Consider the following 21,358-nt stretch of genomic DNA (forward strand, 5'->3'; position numbering starts at 1 on the left):
AAAAGAATTTATTAGGGAGGTGAATAGTATGATATTTGAAAAAGTAAGAGAACTAATATGTGACAAGTTAAGCGTGGAAGCAAGTGAAGTTGCAATGGAAACATCATTTGTTGATGACCTAGGTGCTGATTCTCTGGATATAGTTGAATTAATAATGGCTTTAGAAGATGAGTTTGACATAGAAGTAGCTGATGAAGAAGCTGAAAATATGGGCACAGTTGGAGACGCTGTAGAATATATAAAAGAGCATATTCAAGAATAATAAAAGTCCCGTTTTACGGGGCTTTAATCATATATAAAGAATAAAAGTTTATTCTTGAATTTGTATGTCTGCAAATTGAAGAATAAACTTCCAAATGGGAGAGGAACAATATGTTATTTAATAATTTAATATTAGAATTGGAAAAAAAAATTGGTGTGAATTTTGAAAGCAGGCATTACATAGAAACTGCTTTAACTCATAGTTCATATGCAAATCAATATAAAGATGTAAAGTTTAACGAGAGATTAGAGTTTTTAGGGGATTCTGTTTTGCAATTATCTGTTACAGAATATTTATTTAACAACTATACAGATAAGACAGAAGGAGAGCTTACAAAAGCAAGAGCACTTATTGTATGCGAGAACTCACTTTATGAAATAGCAAAAAAATGGAGTCTAGGAAATTATATTAAAATGAGCAAAGGTGAGGAGCTTACTGGAGGAAGAGAAAGGGTATCAATACAGGCAGATTGTGTAGAAGCAGTATTCGCTGCTATATACTTAGATAAAGGAATGGAATTTGTTAAAAATTTCATAATAAAAAACTTAAAGCAAACAATGGAAAAAGCAATTAAAAATGAAATTGTATTAGATTATAAGACTAAACTTCAGGAAATATTACAGAAGAACGGTGAGGTAAATATAGATTATAGTCTTGTTAAATTTGAAGGTCCACCTCATAGAAGAAAATTTTTTACAGAAGTTTCTATAAATGATAAGGTTATGGGAAATGGACATGGGTACAGTAAGAAAGAATCAGAACAGAATGCAGCAAAGGAAGCACTAAGAATATTGGAGGAAAAAAATGAAAAGTAAAAAGCATTACATAATACCAATATTTGTACCGCATATAGGGTGCCCTCATAATTGTGTGTTTTGTAATCAAGGAAAAATAACAGGACAAAACTTAAAAGAAATAGCAGTTAAATCAGACGAAGAAGTAACTGCAGAAAGCACAAGAAAAACAATAGAAGAATATTTAGAAACTATTGACAAAAATGATTCGATAATAGAAGTTTCCTTTTTTGGAGGAACTTTTACTGGGATACCTATGGAAAAGCAAAGAGAGCTTTTAGCGTTAGCTAAGGAGTATAAAGATAGTAAGAAAATAGATTATATAAGAATGTCTACAAGACCTGATTATATAAACGAAGAAATATTAAAACATCTTAAAAGTTATGATGCAGACATAATAGAGCTAGGAGTACAATCACTGGATAATGAAGTTTTAAAAAAATCGGGTAGAGGTCATAGTGTAGAAGATGTAAAATTAGCTTCAGACTTAATAAAGAAATTTGGTTTTACTTTAGGACATCAAATAATGCTAGGATTACCAGGAGATACATTTGAAAAAGATATATATACATGTAGTGAAAGTATAAAAATGAAACCTGATATATGTAGAATATATCCTGCCCTTGTTATAAAGGATACTCCTATGGAAGAGATGTATTCAAGAGGTGATTATAAACCATATACTTTAAACGAAGCTGTGACTGTATGTACTGTGTTATATGCAATGTATATAGAGAACAATATAAATGTTATTAGAATAGGCTTGCAGCCTACTGAAAACATAAATTATCATGGAGACATAGTAGATGGACCATTTCACCCAGCATTTAGAGAATTAGTTGAAAGCAAAATTTATAATAGTGCAATAAATAAACACATTAGTAATCTAGGAGAGAATATAGTAATTAGAGTAAATCAAAGAGATGTATCTAAAGTATATGCAAATAAAAAACAGTTTTTTTATGACATGATAGAACAAAATAAACCAAAAAATATTAAGGTTATAGGTGATAATTCTGTAGACAGAGGAACTATTCTTGTAAAGGATAGTGAAAGTGATACCAAAGTGTCGATAGATTTTTATTTAAAGGAAATAACAAAAGAAGGAAAAAAACTTTTCTCATAGAATATACCTAAAGGAATATATTTGAAGAAATTAGGGCATTTTTAGGAGGAATTTTTATGGGAATATTGAAAGTATCAGCACAATCTCAGCCAAAATCTGTAGCAGGTGCTTTAGCCGCAGTACTAAGAGAAAAAACCACCGCAGAGATTCAAGCTGTGGGGGCGGGGGCTGTAAATCAAGCTATAAAAGCTATTGCAATAACCAGAGGATTTGTTGCACCTAATGGAATAGACTTAGTGGTAATACCTGCTTTTTCTGCAATAAACATTGATGGAGAAGAGCGTACTGCAATTAAGTTTATAGTTGAACCTAGATAATCTTTAAATGAATAAATAATTTTGTTAGGCCTTAGGAATACTAAGGTCTTTTATATTCTTGATATTTTCATATATTTTATATAAACTAATATGTAATGTGTAATTTTTAAATAAAAAGATTATTAATTGTTAAGGAGTGTTATGAATGAAAGCAAAAACAAGAAAAAAATTAACTAAAGCATTAGTAATATTTATGGCTTTAGTATTTATGTTATCTTTAATACCGGTAGCATTCTTAGGGTACTAAATGAGGAGAAGATAAGTATGTTTTTAAAAACCATAGAGATAAGAGGATTTAAATCTTTTGCAGATAAAACAGAACTAGCATTTAAGAAAGGGGTAACAGCAGTAGTTGGACCTAATGGAAGTGGTAAAAGTAATATATCAGATGCAATTAGATGGGTTTTAGGAGAACAAAGTGCTAAAAGTCTTAGAGGTGGTAAGATGGAAGATGTAATATTTGCAGGCACTCAATATAGGAAACCTGTAGGATTGGCACAAGTATCTTTGACTTTAGATAATTCAGAAAATGAGCTTCCAATAGAGTACAATGATGTAATAATATCAAGAAGATTATATAGGTCAGGAGAAAGCGAATATTTTATAAACAATACCCCTTGTAGGTTAAAAGATATACACGAGCTTTTTATGGATACTGGTATAGGAAAAGAAGGCTATTCTATTATAGGTCAGGGAAAAATAGATGCAATATTGAGTGGTAAAGCAGAAGAAAGAAGAGCTTTACTAGAAGAAGCTGCAGGGATAGTTAAGTTTAAGACTAGAAAAGAAGAGGCTGAAAAGAAACTAAATAATACAGAACAAAATTTGATAAGAATAAATGACATATTGTCAACTTATGAAGAAAGATTAGAACCGCTAAGAATAGACAATGAAAAAGCAAAAAAATTCATAGAAATATCAGATGAGCTTAAATCATTAGAGATATCTCTAATAGTAGATTCTATAAAAAATGTTCAGGAAAACATAGATAATATATCTAAAGAAATAGGAAAAATAAATGAAGATAAAAATAGGTTAAATGAAGAAAGAGATAAATATAAAAGATTAATTGAGGAATTAGAGAATAGATTAGAAAGTCAAGAGAAAAAGTCTAGTGAAGATAAGGTGATATATTATCAGAGTAAGGAAAAATGTAAAGAATTAGAAGGAGATATCCAACTTCTACAAGAGAGAATAAAAAACATTAACTTTAATATAGATAAAAATAAAAAAGAATTATCTATTCAAGAAGAAAAGATATCATTTTATTATAAATCAAAACAAGAAAATGAATCAAAGCTATTGGAAACCACAGAAAGTCAAAAAAGTGTTAATAAAAAAATAGAGAGTTTAGAAGATTATATACAAAGCAGTAATGGGGATTTAAGTATTCTTGAAAAAGAAATAGAGACTTTAAGAAACCAAGAAATAGAAACTTCTAAAAGTATATCTCATGAAGAAAATAAAGTTGAAGTCCTAAATAATGATATAAATAATTTACATAATAAAATAGAATCGTTGAAAAACACCTGTGAAAACTTAGAAAACTCTATAAAAATAAATTTGACAACAGGTAAAATTCTTCAAGATAACAAAAACAAAGTATCCGTTGACATAGAAAATTTAAATGAAGAAATTAAGAATAGTAAAAAACAAATGAATTTATTAATAAATAAGATAAATGAAAAAGATAAGGAATTAAGAAGTAATCACGCTAATCTTAACAAATTAGAAGCTAACCACCAAATGTTAAATAATTTAGAAAAACAATATGAAGGGTATGCAAGAAGTGTAAAAATTTTAATGAAACATATAGATGAGGGGAAAATTGAAAATATAAAGGGTAAGTCATATGTTTTAGGTGATATAATAGAGGTGAAAAAAGAGTTAGAAACTGCAATAGAAATATCCCTTGGTGGAGGGATTTCTCATATTATAACTGAGGATGATTCTACTGCTAAAACTCTTATAAATCATTTGAAAAGAAATAACCTTGGAAGAGCTACTTTTTTACCATTAACTATAATAAAGGGTAAAAGAATTATGCTTAATGATAATCTTAAAAGACTAAAAGGCTTTATAGGTATTGCCAGCGATCTTATAAGCTACGACTCTATGTTTACTCCTGCAATTAACTATGTGTTAGGTAGGACCCTTATATGTGATACAATGGATAATGCTTTAAATTTTGCTAAGGTAACGCAACACTCATATAAAATTGTAACTCTTGAGGGAGAGGTAATAAATCCAGGTGGAGCTCTTACTGGAGGTAGTGTATATCATAAAAATGTGAGTATAATAGGGCGAAAAAGAGAAATGGAAGAACTAAAGGACAACATAGAGAATTTAAAAAAACATCTTACTAATTTAAATAATGAACTTTTAAGTTATAAAGATCAATTTAAATTGCTAGATGATAAATGTTTAAATCTAAGAGATGAAATACACTATAACAATATAGAGCTAACTAAAATTCAAGGTGAGTTATCTAATATAAATAATGAAAAGATAAGATTAACTCAAAGTTTAAATATATCAATAAAAGAAAAAGAAATTGTAAATAAAAAAATAGAGGACCTTAGTCAGGAATTAAAGAAAAAAATAGATAATATAAAGAGTTTAAAAAATAAAGAAAAAAATTTATTTGATGAAAGAAACAACTTAAATAACAAAATACTTGAAAGGGAAAAAAGTCTTTCAAGTTATAAAGAAGAGTTAGTAGAGTTAAAGGTAAATAAAGCTCAAATAGATGAAATTTTAACTGCTGAAATTAAAGAAATAAATAGATTAGAACGAGATATAGAGGAATTATTATTAAAAGTTAATAATATTAAAAATGATATATCAAAAGATATAGAAATAATGGAAAAAAGCAATTCTAGTATAACGCATAACAAAGAAATCATACTTAAATTACAACAAACTATAGAAATTATGAAAAAAGACTTTGATAAATATGAGGCAATTAGAGTAAAATTAAAAGAGGATATAAGAGTAAATATTAATAGAGCAGAAGGATTAAATCAAGAATTAAACAAAATAGAAGATAATAGTAACAAAAAAAATATAACAAAAGCAAAGTATGAAATGGAGATGCAATCTTATTTCAGTAAATTAAATAATGATATGCAACTTACCTTAGCAGAAGCTCAGGACTTAAGTAAACCAGTAACTGACTTAGAAGAATTTAAAAGAAATATAAGTATATTAAAAGGAAAGATATCATCTTTAGGAACAGTAAATCTTAAAGCTATTGAAGAGTATGAAGAGGTCACAAATAAATATGGATTTATGAGTACCCAAAGGGATGATTTAGAAAATGCTAAAAATGAATTAAACAGTGTAATTGATGAAATGATATTAAAAATGAAAAAAGTTTTTAGTGGAAATTTTGAGATTTTAAGAAAGAACTTTACCGAAACATTTAAAGAGTTATTTAAAGGGGGAAGTGCAGATTTAATATTGGCAGATGGAGATGAGTTATCCTCAAATATAGAAATAAATGTACAGCCACCAGGAAAAAAACTTCAGAATATAAATCTTATGTCTGGAGGAGAGAAGGTTCTTTCAGCAATTGCATTACTTTTTGCTATTTTAAAGATGAAGCCCACTCCATTCTGTATACTAGATGAAATAGAGGCAGCATTGGATGATGCTAACGTTTATAGATATGCAGAATTTTTAAATAAGTTTGCTGATAATATACAATTTATAGTGATAACTCATAGAAAAGGTACAATGGAGGCTAGTGATGTTCTTTATGGAGTAACAATGGAAGAAAAGGGCGTTTCTAAGATTGTCTCAGTAGACTTGAGTGCTTAATTTTAAGGAGGATTGAATATGTTTGGAGGATTTTTTGAAAAACTAAAGACTGGACTTACAAAAACAAGAGATAATTTAACAGATAAGATGAATGAAGTTTTTAACTTAGCTGTTACTATTGATGAAGATCTTTATGAGGAATTAGAAGAAATTTTAATTACCTCAGATATTGGTGTAAATACATCTGTAGAAATAATTGAAAGACTAAGAACTAGAATAAGAGAAGAAAAAATAAATGAAGTTTCAGAGGTTAGGCCTTGTTTGAAAAGTGTTATTACTGACATGTTGAGAGAAGGAAAAAAAGAAGAATCAGATGATAGCAATAAGAAGAATGTCCTTTTAATAATAGGTGTTAATGGGGCAGGTAAAACAACTTCAATAGGTAAAATATCAGCTCAATATAAGGCTCAAGGTAAAAAAGTGTTACTTGCAGCAGCAGATACATTTAGAGCAGCAGCAATAGATCAACTTGAAGTTTGGAGTCAAAGAGCTGCAGTTGATATAGTTAAACATCAAGAGGGGTCAGATCCAGCAGCCGTGGTTTTTGATGCTATTTCAGCAGCAAAAGCAAGAAATGTTGATGTTTTAATATGCGATACAGCAGGAAGACTTCATAACAAAAAAAATTTAATGGATGAACTTTCTAAAATAAATAGGATCATAGATAGAGAGTATCCAGAAGCTAATAAAGAAACTTTATTAGTTTTAGATGGAACAACAGGGCAAAATGCTGTAATGCAGGCTAAACAATTTAAAGAAGTATGTCCTGTTGATGGAATTATATTAACAAAACTTGATGGAACAGCAAAAGGTGGAGTGGTAATTTCAATAAAGCAAGAACTTGATATACCAGTAAAATATATTGGTGTAGGTGAAGGGATAGAAGATTTACAAAAATTTGATGAGGAAAGTTTTGCAGAAGCACTTTTTTAGGTGTGTTAAGTAAAAATACTTGACAGGTTGCTTATGCTTTGATATCATATCATTTGTGAGTTAGGTGATTTAAATGGAAGAAAGAATAGAAATATCTATATTGCTTGACTTCTATGGAGAACTTTTAACTGATAAGCAAAAAAATATAATGAAAATGTATTACAATGAAGACTTATCTTTAGCAGAAATTGCTGAGTTAAATAATATTAGTAGGCAGGCGATACACGATTTAATCAAGCGATGTTACAAGCAGCTTTTAGCTTATGAAGAAAAACTAAATCTTATGAAGAAAAGTTTTGAGCAGAAAAAAATAAAAAATGAGATATTAGAAGAGCTTCATAAACTAAATCACCAAAGTGAAGCAGTTATTGATGAACAGAGGATAAAAAAGATAGAGCAACTTGTTAAGACAGCAATGTGATTTTTTAGGAGGTATTGCGCATGGCTTTTGAAGGATTAGCAACTAAACTTCAAGATACGTTAAAAAAGTTAAAAGGAAAAGGAAAGCTAACAGAAAAAGACATAAAAGAAGCCATGAGAGAAGTTAAGCTTGCTCTATTGGAAGCAGATGTAAATTATAAAGTCGTAAAGAGCTTCATAAAATCTGTTAGTGAAAAGTGTTCTGGAAAAGAAGTGCTAGAAAGCTTGACACCAGGACAACATGTTATTAAAATAGTTAACGATGAACTTACAGCCCTTATGGGAACTAGTGAAAGTAAGATAAATTTTGATGATAAGGGATTGACAGTTATAATGCTTGCAGGACTTCAAGGTGCTGGTAAGACAACTATGGCAGGAAAGCTTGCTCTTCAATTAAGAAAGAGAAACAAAAAGCCTTTACTTGTTGCAGGAGATGTTTACAGACCAGCGGCTATAAAACAACTTCAAACAGTTGGTAAGCAAATAGATGTTCCAGTGTTCTCTATGGGAGATAAGGTTAGTCCAGTTGACATTGCAAAAGCAGGTTTAGAACATGCAAGAAGCAATGGATTGAATGTAGTTATATTTGATACAGCTGGTAGACTTCACATAGATGAAGAACTTATGCAAGAATTAAAAGATGTTAAAGCTAATATAGATCCTAATGAAATATTATTAGTAGTAGATTCAATGACAGGTCAAGATGCAGTAAATGTTGCAGAAACGTTTAATGAAGCTTTAGATATAACAGGAGTTATATTAACTAAGCTTGATGGTGACACTAGAGGTGGAGCAGCATTATCAATAAGAGAAATGACCCAAAAGCCTATAAAGTTTGTAGGTTTAGGTGAAAAAATGAGCGATCTTGAAGTTTTCCACCCAGATAGAATGGCTTCAAGAATACTAGGTATGGGGGATGTATTATCCCTAATAGAAAAAGCTCAATCTGCTATTGATGAAAAAGAGGCTAAAGAACTTGGAGATAAATTGTTAAATCAAGGATTTAACTTTGAAGATTTTCTTATGGCAATGAATCAGATGAAAAAATTAGGACCTTTAAATAAATTGATGGAAATGATGCCAGGGGTTAATGCTAAAGAACTTCAAGGAGTAGATTTAAGCAAAGGTGAAAAAGAATTAGGAAAAACCGAAGCGATAATAAACTCCATGACAGTAAAGGAAAGACGTAACCCTAACTTAATCACTTCTTCAGGTTCTAGAAGGAAAAGAATTGCAAAAGGTTCTGGAACTACTATTCAAGATGTTAACAAGCTTTTAAAAAGCTTTGAGCAGATGAGGAAGATGACGAAGCAAATGAAGGGGTTACAGAAAAATGCTAAGAAGGGATTTTTAAATAAACTTCCTTTCATGTAATAGATATATAGTTTTTAAAGGAGGTGAAATACATGGCAGTAAAAATAAGATTAAGAAGAATGGGTGCTAAAAAAGCTCCTTTCTACAGAGTTGTTGTTGCAGATTCTAGAAGCCCAAGAGATGGAAGATTCATCGAGGAAATAGGATACTACAATCCAGTTGCTGAGCCACAAGAATTAAAAATAGATGGTGAAAGAGCTAAAGCTTGGATGCAAAACGGAGCTCAACCAACAGATATCGTTAAGAAACTTTTCGGTAGAGCTGGTATAAACGAGTAATTTTAGGAGGTTTATTCTCCTAAAATCTTCTCATAGGTATTAGGGGAAGAGTTTTGAAATGAAAGAATTGGTTGAAATCATTGCTAAATCATTAGTTGATAATCCCGAATTAGTGGATGTCAATGAAGTAACTGGGGAACAATCTATAATAATAGAATTAAAAGTTTCTCAGGATGATATGGGCAAAGTTATAGGAAAACAGGGAAGAATAGCTAAGGCTATTAGAACTGTTGTGAAAGCAGCAGCCATAAAGGAAAATAAAAGAGTTATAGTAGAAATACTGAATTAATCAGAGTTAGGTTTTGCCTAGCTCTTTTTAGTTAAGTAAATTCTGGAGGTTATAATTATGAAGGAATTTATGACAATAGGTCAAATAACTAAACCACATGGTGTTAAAGGAGAGGTAAAGATATTCCCTTTGACAGATGATGTTAGAAGATTTAGAAAGCTAAAAACTGTTTTTATTGAAGATAAAGAAGTTAAAGTAGTGTGGTTTAAACTTCAAGCTGATAGAGTAATATTAAAGTTTGAAGGTATAGAAACTATGGATGAAGCAGAAAAACTTAGAAATAAGTATTTAAAGGTAAAAAGAGAAGATGCTATAAAACTTCCTAAAGATACTCACTTTGTAGTTGATTTAATAGGTTGTAAAGTATATGATACAGAAGAAAAAGAAATTGGAGAAGTGTTTGACATAATAAAAACACCTGCCAATGATGTATACTGGGTTAAAAATGGTAAAAAAGAAGTTTTAATCCCTGTACTTAAGGATATAGTATATGATATAGATATAGAAAACAAAAAAATTACTATTAAACCAGTTGGGGAATGGCAAGATGAAGATTAGTATTTTGACTTTATTTCCTGAAATGTTTGATATATTTGGCCACAGTATAATGGGAAGAGCTAAAGAAAATAATACAGTATTTATAGATACATATAATATAAGAGATTTTTCTTTGAATAAGCATAAAAAGGTGGATGATTACCCTTATGGTGGAGGAGCTGGTATGGTTATGACACCACAACCTATAGTTGACTGTATCAGGGAAGTAAAAAAACATAATAAGGGTAAGGTTGTGTTTTTAGGACCAAGAGGAAAGACCTTTAATCATTCTATGGCCAAACAATTAAGCAATGAGGAAGAAATTATATTTTTATGTGGTCATTATGAGGGTATAGATGAACGAGTTTATGAACATGTTGATTTAGAAATTTCATTAGGAGATTTTATACTTACTGGGGGAGAAATGGCATGCATACCTATAGTTGATAGTATATGTAGATTAATACCAGGAGTACTTGGAAAAGAGGAAAGTTTTCAGGAAGAATCTTATTATAATGGATTACTAGAATACCCACAATATACAAGACCAGAAGTTTTTGAAGGAGCAGAAGTACCAAGGGTGCTTTGTTCTGGACATCATGAGAATATAAGAAAATGGAGAAGAATTAAATCTTTACAAATAACAAAGGAAAAAAGACCAGATCTTTACAGAAAAGTTGAACTTACAAAAGAAGACAAGAAATTATTGCAAAATAAATAAAATATGTTGAACTTTTGACTTAATATATGATATAATCAACTTTGTGCTAGTACGGGCGATCCTCTACAGTAGATAGCTGCATGAACGTCAAATTATTATATTCAAGGAGGGAATGCACGATGAACGAATTAATAAGAGCTATAGAAGCAGAACAATTAAGAAGTGATTTAGCAAGCTTTAACATAGGAGATACTGTTAAAGTATACGTAAAAATTAAAGAAGGTAACAGAGAAAGAACTCAAATGTTCGAAGGAACTGTTATAAAGAGACAAAACGGTGGAGTTAGAGAAACTTTCACAGTAAGAAGATTAGCTTACGGTGTTGGAGTTGAAAGAACTTTCCCTATAAACGCTCCTATCGTTGAGAAGATAGAAGTAGCAAGAAGAGGTAAAGTAAGAAGAGCTAAGTTATTCTACTTAAGAAACAGAGTAGGAAAAGCTGCTAAGGTTAAAGAATTAATCTAGTTTAAAAATTTAACATAGTTAAGTTTATGAAAAGGGGTTTTTAACACCCCTTTTTTTAATATTTAGCTTTCAATAAAAAAATTATTATATTATGTATATATGATATAGAACGAATATTCATTCATATAAAAAGATAAAAAGGATGTGAAATATCATGGCTATAAACTGGTTTCCAGGGCATATGGTTAAAACTAGAAGAGAGATAAAAGAAAATTTAAAATTAGTTGACACTGTTATAGAAATTAGAGATGCTAGAATACCAAAATCTAGTTCAAATCCTGAAATAGAAGAATTATGTAAGGATAAACCTAGAATAATACTTTTAAACAAGAGTGATCTATGTGATAAAAACACAACAAGAAAATGGTTAAACTCTTTAACAAAAAATGATGTTAGAGCTATAGAAGTAAATTGTGTAAAAGGTGAAGGTCTTAAAAGTATAAAGCCTATGATGGAAGAATTATTAAAAGAAAAACATGATAGACTTAGAGCAAAAGGCCTACAAAATATAACAATAAGAGCTATGGTTGTTGGTATACCTAATGTAGGAAAATCATCTTTTATAAATAAAATGGCAAAAAATAATATTGCAAAGACAGGAGATAGACCAGGAGTTACTAAGAGTAAACAATGGATAAAAACTAAAATAGGAATAGAACTTATGGATACTCCGGGAATATTATGGCCTAAATTTGAGGATCAAGAAGTTGGATTAAATTTAGCTTTCACAGGAGCTATAAAGGATGAAATTATGGATATAGAGGAGCTTTCATTAAAATTGGTAGAAAGACTTCAAAGTACTTATCCTAAGCAGTTAATGGAAAGATATAAATTGACAGAATTAAGTGAAGATACTCTTGAAAACCTTGATGCTATAGGTAAAAAGAGAGGAACAATAATGGCAGGTGGAGTAATAGATTATAATAGATTAGCTAATATACTTTTGGATGAGTTTAGAGGCGGAAAAATTGGTAATATATCTTTAGAAAATCCACAATAAGGCGGGGAACAGCATGGATTTATTAAATTTAACAACAACTGAAGGAATAAAATTTAAGGATTTAAAGGAAGCTGTAGATAAAGTTAATGTAGAAATAATAGAAAAGCAGGATATAGATAAAATTATAAAAACTATTAATGAAGATAGCAGGAAAAATGTGCTTTCATTAGGAATGAAACTAGAAAAAGCATTTCAAAAGCATATTAATGAGATTAATAGGGTAAAAAAACTTTATGATTTTGATAAGAGCTATGGAATGGGCTTAATGGTTGCTGGAGTGGATGAAGTTGGGAGAGGACCTTTAGCAGGGCCTATAGTTGCAGCAGCTGTTATATTGGATATTAATGTTGATTTAAGTGATATTATACTTTACATAAATGATTCAAAGGTTTTAAATGAGAAAAAAAGAGAAGAATTAAGTATTATAATAAAAGAAAAAGCTTTAAGTTATAGTATTAAATTGTGTACAAATGAAGAAATAGATACTCAGGGGATAGCTTATTGTAATAACAAGGTTTTTAAAGATGCGTGTGAATCTTTAACTATAAAACCTAATTTAGTATTATCAGATGGCTATTTAATAAAAGGATTTGATATAGATAACAAGTCTGTTATCAAAGGTGATGCTCATAGTGCATCTATTGCATGTGCATCAATAATAGCGAAAGTATATAGAGATAATCTAATGAAAGAATATCATAAAAAATACCCTGAATATGATTTTTATAACAATGCAGGGTATGGAACTAAAAATCATATAGAAGCAATAAAAAAACACGGAATAACACCTATACATAGAGAAAGTTTTTTAAAAAACATAGACTATATAGGTTAAAAGTATATTGCATTTTCAATTAAATTAAAATCATAGTTGTTATCAATTGAATTTAAGAAAATTTCAAGGGCATCAAACCTTAAAAAATGGTTGGTTAGCCCTTTTTTTATTACATAAAATTGAGCTAGTCTTCCAAGTTTTTTTTGCTTATAGTAGTTAATTGATTCGCATGGAAAGCCATATTTAGAGGAAGTTCTTGTTTTAACTTCTATAAAACAAAGTATATGATCTTTTAAAGCAATGATATCTATTTCACCAAATTTACAGGAAAAATTTCTTTCTAAAAGTTTATATCCATTGGACTTTAGTATAGTACATGCTAAAGATTCTCCATAAAAGCCAATAGATTTATTAAAGTGTTGTTTCACAAAAATCACCTCCTTTACTATACAGATTTTAATTTACGCATATCACTTTTAGTATTAAACAATAAAAACCACTCTATTTTATGGTAATATTTAAATGTAAAGATTATGAATGGTAGGTGGAAATTACATGCTAGAAAATGTATCTATAGGAGCAAAGAAAAGCTTTCCAGCCTTAACCCATAAAAACTTTAGATATTTTTGGTTTGGGCAATGTTTATCTTTAATTGGGACATGGATTCAAAATACTACTCAAGGGTGGTTAGTACTTCAAATTACATCAAAGAATGCGTCACTTCTTTTAGGCATAATCAGTGCCTTACAATTCACGCCTTTATTGTTATTTTCGTTATTCTCAGGAGTTATAGTAGATAGATTTAGTAAAAAGAAATTATTGTTATTTACACAAAGTGGACTTATGCTTATGGCTATTCTTCAAGGTGTATTAGTTAAAACAAATGCTATAAGATATTGGCATTTAATGATAATAGCTTTTTTAGTAGGATGCCTAAATTCTATAGATTTTCCAACTAGACAATCTTTTGTTGTAGAGCTTGTTGGTAAAGAAGACCTTATGAATGGAATAGCTCTAAATTCTACAGTATTTAATGCTGCAAGAATTGTTGGACCGGGAATAGGTGGTCTTTTAATAGGATATTTTGGTATAGCATATTGCTATTTTATAAATGCGTTTAGTTTTATACCAGTACTTTATGGTATATATAAAATGCAAGGAATAAAAGCAAAAGTAACAAAGAAAAATTTCAAGGGAAATATATTAAATGATGTAAAAGAAGGATTAAGATATATTTCTAAAAATAAAATACTTGTTAGAACTTTTGCTGTTATAACAATAATGGGTATATTTGCATTTAACTACAATGTATTAATTCCTATTTTTTCTACAGAAGTGTTAGGTCTAGATAGTAAATCTTATGGATTTTTAATGTCTTCTTTGGGAGCTGGTTCTTTAATAGGGGCTTTAACTATGGCCACTAAAAGAAAAGGGGCTCCAAAAGAAAAGTTTATCCAGTTTGTATCTTATATGGTGTCTATATTATTAATAATTATTGGCATATTGAAATCATATTATACTTTAGCAATGTTTCTTGCTTTAATAGGTGTTTTTAACGTAATGTTTTCTACAAATGCAAATTCTAGAGTACAATTAAATTCTAAAGATGAATATAGAGGAAGGGTTATGAGTGTATATAGTATGTTGTTCTCAGGGGTAACTCCAATAGGAAGCCTGTTTACAGGAGCCATTTGTAATAACTTTGGGCCTCAAAAAGCTTTTATCTTTAGTGGTATATTATCAATATTTTTATTGACTATGGTAAATGTGGTTGTAAGATGTAAAAATAATGATTAGAAAAGTAAATTTAATGGCAATAATTACAATGAGGTGATTAGATGTCTATTAGTTTAAACAGTGCAACTATAAGAGGAATTGATGGAGTGATGGTTAAAGTTGAGGTTGATCTTATAAAGTCTTTACCTTCCTTTTCCATAGTAGGTCTTCCTGATGCATCTGTTAAAGAATCAAGAGAGAGAGTTAGGAGCGCTATAGTTAATAGTGGTTTTGAATTTCCTTTAGGGAGAGTTGTAGTAAATTTAGCACCTGGAAACATAAAAAAAGAAGGAACTTATTTTGATTTACCTATAGCATTAGCTATTTTACTTATAACAGGGCAAATAAATAATTTCGAGATAAACGATTTTGTGGTTTTAGGAGAATTATCTCTAAATGGAGAACTAAGAGAAGTGAATGGCATTTTACCAATAGTAATTGAGGCAAGGGATAATGGAATAAAAAATTTTATAGTACCACTAAAAAATGCAGAAGAAACCTCAATTATAAAGGAAAGCAAAGTTTATGCTTTTTCTACATTAAAAGAAGTAGTTTGTTTTATAACATATAAAGATGTTATGCCATACAGTAAAGAAGAAAAAAGCAAGAGTATTGATAATGGTATAGATTTTAAAGATGTAGTGGCACAAGAAAGTGTAAAGAGGGCATTAGAAGTAGCATGTGCAGGAGGACATAGCGTTCTTTTATATGGAGAACCAGGGTGTGGAAAATCAATGCTTGCTAATAGAGTTCCTACTATATTACCAACTTTAAGCTATGAAGAGGCCTTAGAAGTTACAAAAATATATAGTGTTTGTGGTGGATTAAAAGAAAATGAAGGAATAAGGGAAGAAAGACCCTTTAGGAGTCCTCATCACACAGCATCAACGGTTACTTTATCAGGTGGTGGTTCAAAATTAAAACCAGGGGAAATAACATTAGCTCATAATGGAGTGTTATATCTAGATGAAATTTTAGAGTTTAAAAAAGATGTATTAGAAGTATTAAGACAACCGTTGGAAGAAAAGAAAATAATTATATCAAGAAATACAGGAACAGTGGAGTATCCAGCTAATTTTATGCTTATAGCTTCAATGAATCCTTGTCCATGTGGGTATTTAATGTCGAATTCTTATTTTAAGCAATGTAAATGTAGTGAAAATGAGAAAAAAAGATATTTAAGTAGATTATCAGGGCCACTTTTAGAACGTATGGATTTATTTGTTTTTGTTCCCCCGGTTCCCCTTGAAAACTTACAAAATAAAAATTTACAAAGTGAAAGTTCTAAGGAGATAAAAATTAGAGTTGAAAAGGCTAGAGGAATACAGTTAGAAAGATTTAAAGATAAAAGAATTTTCTGCAACGGGCAAATGAGTCATAGAGATATAATGGATAAGTGTAATATTAGTAGTGATGCACTGAATCTATTAGATAAAATATATAAAAAATTTGATATAAGTGCTAGGGTTTATGATAGAATATTAAAAATAAGTAGAACTATTGCAGATTTAGATGAAAGTAAAAGTATAAATCGAAGTCATGTAATAGAAGCATTGCAATATCGAAGATTTATTAATAAAGAAATAATTTGAATTTATAAACTTTAAATTATTAAAATTAAAACAACTTAAGTATAAAGTTCTTAAATTTAAAATTTAAGGGCTTTAATGTATTTTTAATTAATATGGGTTTATGAAACGAATCTTCTTTAGCTGGTATTCTATAATTCATCAGTAAAATTTTAAAAATGAAAAATATTTATATAATTAGGAGGTATAATGTGAATTTAGATTTATGGTTTGCTTTAACACTTTTAAATAATTCAAGAAAAATTCATTTATACAATGCTTATGAAGATAAAGAAAAATTATGTTATGATATTATAAATAATAAAAACAATTTGGTAACAGAAAAAGAAAGAGAAAAATTATTGAAAAGCTTTAACAAAAAAAAGATTGATGATATAATCTATACGATTAACAAAGAAAATATTAAATATACTATTTATGGAGATGAAAATTACCCTAAAGAATTTTATAATGTAGATGAACCACCATTTATATTGTTTTACAAAGGTAATTTAGAGGAAATATACAGCAAGAAAAACATAGCTATAGTTGGGGCACGTAATTGTACTCAATACGGAAAAGAAGTTAGTAGGTATATAATTAATGAATTAGGTGATTATAATATAAACGTAATAAGTGGTGGGGCAAGGGGTATAGATACAATTTGCCATGAACAATGTATTAGAAATAAATTGTTTACAACAGCTATATTAGGATGTGGGATAGATATTATATATCCTAAAGAAAACAATAAATTATTTGAAAATTTAATTAATAATGGAGTGTTAATAAGTGAATTTACTCCTGGAACCCAACCATTCAGTTATAATTTTCCAAGAAGGAATAGATTGATAAGTGGATTAAGTGAAATAGTTATAGTTATTGAAGGTGGGGAAAAAAGTGGTACGTTAACAACAGTATCCCACGCCTTAAGCCAAGGTAAAGATGTAATGGCAGTACCAGGACCTATATATTCAAATCTTAGTAAGGGATGCAATAAATTAATAAGAGATGGCGCATACCCATTTACAGAAATAGAAGATCTTTTTCAACTATTAAAAATAACCAAAAAAGAAAAATTATTTGACAATGTTGAAAGAAAGTATAAGAATAGTGAATTAAAGAACAAAATATACAATATACTAAATAATGAACCTCTTCATATAGATTCAATAGTTAAAATAGCTAATATTGACATAAAGGTATTATATGAGTTATTATTTGAGTTGCAATTTGAAGAAAAAATTTTGTGTATAAATGGAAATTTTTACGTGAAATCAATTTAGTTAATAAGACGTACAGGGGGGTGAATACTCCGTAAAAATTTTAGCGGAGTAGTTTATGGGACAAAAACTTGTAATAGTAGAATCACCAGCAAAGGCAAAAACAATAAGTAAGTATTTAGGCAAAAATTTTGTTGTAGAAGCTTCAATGGGACATGTTAGAGATCTTCCTAAGAGCCAATTAGGAGTTGACATAGAAAATGAATACAATCCTAAATATATAACTATAAGAGGAAAAGGAGAACTATTAGATAAACTAAGAAAACTTGCTAAAAAAAGTGAAAAAATTTATTTGGCAACTGACCCTGATAGAGAGGGAGAGGCTATTTCATGGCATTTAGCAAATGTACTAAAGATAAATGAAGATGACACTTGTAGAATAGAATTTAATGAAATAACAAAAAACGCAGTACAAAATTCTATAAAGAGTCCAAGAACAATTAATAAAAATTTAGTTGATGCTCAACAAGCCAGAAGAATATTAGATAGATTGGTTGGATATGAAATAAGCCCTATATTATGGAAAAATGTAAAATGGGGATTAAGTGCTGGAAGAGTTCAATCAGCTGCATTGAAGATTGTATGTGATAGAGAAGAGGAAATTGAAAAATTTGAAGCTAAAGAGTATTGGACTATACAATGTGAGCTTCAAAAGGGAAAAAGCAAATTTAAAGTTAAGCTACATAGCAAATGTGGAAAAAAAATAGAGATTAATAATGAAGAAGAAAGTAAGGTTATTGTTAAGGAACTTGAAAATGAAAGTTTTGAAGTAAGTAAAATAAGAAAATCAATAAAAAATAAAAATCCTTTAGCACCATTTACAACTAGTACTCTTCAACAGGATGCATATAAAAAGCTTAATTTTCAAACTAAAAGAACTATGTCAGTAGCTCAACAACTTTATGAAGGAGTTGACATAAAAGGGCATGGTACATTAGGACTTATAACATACATGAGAACAGATTCTGTGAGAATATCAGAAGAAGCTCAAAATAATGCTTTGAATTTTATAGAAAATAATTATGGTAAGGAATATTTACCTAAAGAACCTAGAGTATATAAAGCAAAAAAGAACATACAAGATGCTCATGAAGCTATAAGACCAAGTTATATAGAGGTTACACCAGCAATAGCTAAAGCTAGTCTTAAGGATGAGCAATATAAATTATATACCCTTATTTGGAATAGATTTATAGCAAGCCAAATGGCATCTGCAACATTAAACTCATATGGAATTGATGTTCAGAATGGAGAATATAAGTTTAAGGCTAGTGGATCTACATTAAATTTTGAAGGATTTATGAAAATATATGATTATGCTAATGAAGAGGAAGAAGAAAGTACGAAACTACCACAATTAGAAGAAAAAGAAATCTTGAAGAGCAACAAAATAGAAGAAAAACAACACTTTACTCAACCACCAGCAAGATTTTCAGAGGCTAGTTTTGTAAAACTTTTAGAAGAAAAGGGAATAGGTAGACCAAGTACTTATGTGCCTACAATATCTACATTGTTACAAAGAAGATATGTAGAAAGAGAAAAGAAGACTTTAATACCTACAGAACTAGGGAAAATAGTAAATAATATAATGGAAGAGTATTTTAAACAAATAGTAGATGTAGAATTTACAGCTGGAATGGAACTTAAACTAGATCATATAGAAGAAGGAAATGAGACATGGAAAAATGTAGTTAATGAGTTCTTTACTCCATTAAAAGTTAATTTAGAGATTGCTGAAAAAGAAATTTCTAAAGTTACTATAGAAGATAAGGTAAGTGATGTTCCATGTGATAAATGTGGAAAACTTATGGTTATAAAAAAAGGAAGGTTTGGAGAATTCTTGGCTTGTCCGGGTTATCCAGAGTGTAAGAATACTAAGCCTATAGTAGAAGAAATAGAAGCTCCTTGTCCAGTATGCAATGGTAAAGTAGTTTTAAAAAGAAGTAAAAAGGGAAGAAAGTTTTATGGATGTTCTAATTATCCAGAATGCAACTTTGTAAGTTGGCAAGAACCTTCTACAAAAAAATGTGAAGTTTGCGGTACTTATATGTTGAAAAAATATAGCAAGGCAAAAGGTGAGTACTTAGAGTGTGCAAATAGTGAATGTAAAAACAAAGAATTTTTAGAAAATAATAGTGAGGATAAAAAAAGTAATAGTTAATATAAATAAATTGTCGAAAATAAAAAAATATAGTTGAAATAGAAATGTTGTTATGTTATCATAGTTAGGTGAGCGAAAAACAATTCTAAAAATTTGATTATTTTTAAAGATTCGGAATTGTGTATTAATTTGAGGTACACATATGACATACAGCTAGAAACAGCATTAATCGTAAAACTAAGGAGAGCAAGGAGGAAAAAAAATGTCCACATTATTATACAAAACAAGAATGTTAAATAAAATATTACAAAAATCAGGTACAGAGCCAGTGGTTTTTGATGACATCTGCAAATTACTAAGTGAAGTTTTAAATTGTAACGGTTATATAGTAAGCAGAAAAGGTAAGATCTTAGGACATAATTTTTCAAATGGATTCGAGTGCGAAGTAGTAAAAAACAAGGTTTTATCAGAAGGAAGATTTCCAGAAGAGTACAATTCTAAGTTATTAAATGTAAATGATACATTAGCTAATCTTCCAAACAAAGGCGAATGTGTTTTTGAAATGGAAGGAGAATGTGATACCCAAGGAAAGTTATCAACAATAGTACCTATAGTTGGAAATAGGGAAAGAATAGGTACATTATTATTAGCTAGATTTGGAGAACCATTTACTGATGAAGATTTAGTAATAGTAGAATATAGTGCTACTATAGTAGGAATGGAAATGTTAAGAGCTAAACAAGATCAAATAGAAGAGGAAGCAAGAAAGAAAGCGGTAGTTCAACTTGCTATTGGAACTCTATCTTATTCAGAACTTGAAGCTGTTGAACATATATTTAATGAATTAGATGGTCCAGAGGGATTACTTGTAGCTTCTAAAATAGCTGATAAAGTTGGAATAACTAGATCAGTTATAGTTAATGCACTAAGAAAATTTGAGAGTGCTGGAGTTATAGAATCTAGATCACTAGGTATGAAGGGTACACATATAAGAATATTAAATGAAAAATTAATAGATGAATTAAAAAAGATAAAATAATAAAAACATAGGATTACTTTTAAAGTAATCCTATGTTTTTATTTATGTATAGGAATTTTTGATGCTAAAATACTTATAAAACTTAGGGCTAAAGAGATTTTTAAAACAGTTATAAGTTGCAAGTGGTAAGTGACAAGCCTATAGCCTATAGGCCCCTTAATTAGAATGGACAATGTTTACTCAAACAAAGTAAAATAGTTTTAAGATGATTAGGAGGTCTAAGGCATGGAGAAAAAAAGATTTACAAGAAAGTTTTCAGAAGATCAAAGAGTTTCATTTGTTAAGGAAGTTTTAGAATCAGGAAGCAATATTTTAATTGCTAAAAGGTACGACTTAAATCCCCAATTATTAAGTAGATGGGTTAATAATTATCGTCGTTATTCTCAAACATTAGAGCCAAAAGAGCCTAAGAATAATGAAATAATACCTAATTATAAAAAAGAGTATAAAAAAGCTATTGAAAAGATTAAAGACCAAGA

Annotated in this window: 22 protein-coding genes; 21 read left to right on the forward strand and 1 reads right to left on the reverse strand. The window is 29.4% G+C overall.

Annotated elements, in window-relative coordinates:
• Window positions 1-28: 28 nt before the first annotated feature.
• The 15 genes from acpP (at window position 29) to BM119_RS13225 (ending at window position 13,172) form a co-directional block, all read left to right on the forward strand.
• Window positions 29-262: an acyl carrier protein gene (acpP, locus tag BM119_RS13155; RefSeq protein ID WP_090042142.1), complete on the forward strand. Its 234-nt coding sequence runs from the start codon at window positions 29-31 to the stop codon at window positions 260-262.
• A 110-nt stretch (window positions 263-372) separates the two neighbouring features.
• Window positions 373-1,077 carry a ribonuclease III gene (gene rnc / locus BM119_RS13160; RefSeq protein ID WP_090042144.1) on the forward strand — a complete coding sequence of 235 codons (705 nt, stop codon included), beginning with the start codon at window positions 373-375 and terminating at the stop codon, window positions 1,075-1,077.
• Window positions 1,067-2,182, forward strand: coding sequence for an elongator complex protein 3 (locus BM119_RS13165; RefSeq protein ID WP_090042145.1), 1,116 nt, complete (start codon window positions 1,067-1,069; stop codon window positions 2,180-2,182). The genes rnc and BM119_RS13165 overlap by 11 nt, the downstream gene beginning before the upstream one ends.
• A gap of 56 nt (window positions 2,183-2,238) precedes the next feature.
• Window positions 2,239-2,499 carry a stage V sporulation protein S gene (locus BM119_RS13170; RefSeq protein ID WP_090042147.1) on the forward strand — a complete coding sequence of 87 codons (261 nt, stop codon included), beginning with the start codon at window positions 2,239-2,241 and terminating at the stop codon, window positions 2,497-2,499.
• A 264-nt stretch (window positions 2,500-2,763) separates the two neighbouring features.
• Window positions 2,764-6,321 (forward strand): chromosome segregation protein SMC, encoded by a 3,558-nt coding sequence (smc, locus tag BM119_RS13175; protein WP_090042148.1) that lies wholly within the window; start codon window positions 2,764-2,766, stop codon window positions 6,319-6,321.
• 18 nt (window positions 6,322-6,339) lie between these two features.
• Window positions 6,340-7,254, forward strand: a complete 915-nt coding sequence (gene ftsY / locus BM119_RS13180; protein WP_090042150.1) for a signal recognition particle-docking protein FtsY — start codon at window positions 6,340-6,342, stop codon at window positions 7,252-7,254.
• Window positions 7,255-7,327: 73 nt separating this feature from the next.
• A complete protein-coding gene (locus BM119_RS13185; RefSeq protein WP_090042151.1) occupies window positions 7,328-7,675 on the forward strand; it encodes a putative DNA-binding protein in 348 nt (115 codons plus the stop codon).
• Window positions 7,676-7,695: 20 nt separating this feature from the next.
• Window positions 7,696-9,048, forward strand: a complete 1,353-nt coding sequence (ffh, locus tag BM119_RS13190) for a signal recognition particle protein (RefSeq protein WP_090042153.1) — start codon at window positions 7,696-7,698, stop codon at window positions 9,046-9,048.
• Between the two features lie 32 nt (window positions 9,049-9,080).
• On the forward strand, window positions 9,081-9,326 hold the full coding sequence (gene rpsP, locus BM119_RS13195; RefSeq protein ID WP_090042154.1) for a 30S ribosomal protein S16: 246 nt from the start codon (window positions 9,081-9,083) through the stop codon (window positions 9,324-9,326).
• 58 nt (window positions 9,327-9,384) lie between these two features.
• Window positions 9,385-9,615, forward strand: coding sequence for a KH domain-containing protein (locus tag BM119_RS13200; RefSeq protein WP_090042156.1), 231 nt, complete (start codon window positions 9,385-9,387; stop codon window positions 9,613-9,615).
• 57 nt (window positions 9,616-9,672) lie between these two features.
• Entirely contained in the window at window positions 9,673-10,173 is a 501-nt protein-coding gene (rimM, locus tag BM119_RS13205; RefSeq protein ID WP_090042158.1) for a ribosome maturation factor RimM, read from the forward strand.
• Window positions 10,163-10,873, forward strand: coding sequence for a tRNA (guanosine(37)-N1)-methyltransferase TrmD (trmD, locus tag BM119_RS13210; RefSeq protein WP_090042159.1), 711 nt, complete (start codon window positions 10,163-10,165; stop codon window positions 10,871-10,873). The genes rimM and trmD overlap by 11 nt, the downstream gene beginning before the upstream one ends.
• Before the next feature lie 119 nt (window positions 10,874-10,992).
• Window positions 10,993-11,337 (forward strand): 50S ribosomal protein L19, encoded by a 345-nt coding sequence (gene rplS / locus BM119_RS13215; protein WP_090042160.1) that lies wholly within the window; start codon window positions 10,993-10,995, stop codon window positions 11,335-11,337.
• A gap of 154 nt (window positions 11,338-11,491) precedes the next feature.
• A complete protein-coding gene (ylqF, locus tag BM119_RS13220) occupies window positions 11,492-12,337 on the forward strand; it encodes a ribosome biogenesis GTPase YlqF (RefSeq protein WP_090042162.1) in 846 nt (281 codons plus the stop codon).
• A gap of 13 nt (window positions 12,338-12,350) precedes the next feature.
• On the forward strand, window positions 12,351-13,172 hold the full coding sequence (locus BM119_RS13225) for a ribonuclease HII (RefSeq protein WP_090042164.1): 822 nt from the start codon (window positions 12,351-12,353) through the stop codon (window positions 13,170-13,172).
• Here BM119_RS13225 and BM119_RS13230 read toward each other — a convergent pair.
• Entirely contained in the window at window positions 13,169-13,540 is a 372-nt protein-coding gene (locus BM119_RS13230; RefSeq protein ID WP_090042165.1) for a YraN family protein, read from the reverse strand. The genes BM119_RS13225 and BM119_RS13230 overlap by 4 nt on opposite strands.
• 127 nt (window positions 13,541-13,667) lie before the next feature.
• Here BM119_RS13230 and BM119_RS13235 point away from each other — a divergent pair, with 127 nt between their 5' ends.
• The 6 genes from BM119_RS13235 to BM119_RS13260 form a co-directional block, all read left to right on the forward strand.
• Window positions 13,668-14,909, forward strand: a complete 1,242-nt coding sequence (locus BM119_RS13235; RefSeq protein ID WP_090042167.1) for an MFS transporter — start codon at window positions 13,668-13,670, stop codon at window positions 14,907-14,909.
• A 41-nt stretch (window positions 14,910-14,950) separates the two neighbouring features.
• Window positions 14,951-16,480, forward strand: a complete 1,530-nt coding sequence (locus BM119_RS13240) for a YifB family Mg chelatase-like AAA ATPase (RefSeq protein ID WP_090042168.1) — start codon at window positions 14,951-14,953, stop codon at window positions 16,478-16,480.
• 188 nt (window positions 16,481-16,668) lie between these two features.
• On the forward strand, window positions 16,669-17,742 hold the full coding sequence (dprA, locus tag BM119_RS13245; protein WP_177199422.1) for a DNA-processing protein DprA: 1,074 nt from the start codon (window positions 16,669-16,671) through the stop codon (window positions 17,740-17,742).
• A 55-nt stretch (window positions 17,743-17,797) separates the two neighbouring features.
• Entirely contained in the window at window positions 17,798-19,900 is a 2,103-nt protein-coding gene (gene topA / locus BM119_RS13250; RefSeq protein WP_090042171.1) for a type I DNA topoisomerase, read from the forward strand.
• Between the two features lie 202 nt (window positions 19,901-20,102).
• A complete protein-coding gene (codY, locus tag BM119_RS13255; RefSeq protein ID WP_090042173.1) occupies window positions 20,103-20,879 on the forward strand; it encodes a GTP-sensing pleiotropic transcriptional regulator CodY in 777 nt (258 codons plus the stop codon).
• A gap of 225 nt (window positions 20,880-21,104) precedes the next feature.
• A partial coding sequence (locus BM119_RS13260; protein ID WP_090042174.1) for a transposase occupies window positions 21,105-21,358 on the forward strand: 254 nt, incomplete at its 3' end.

This window comes from Clostridium frigidicarnis, assembly GCF_900111985.1.
Lineage (GTDB): Bacteria > Bacillota > Clostridia > Clostridiales > Clostridiaceae > Clostridium_Z > Clostridium_Z frigidicarnis.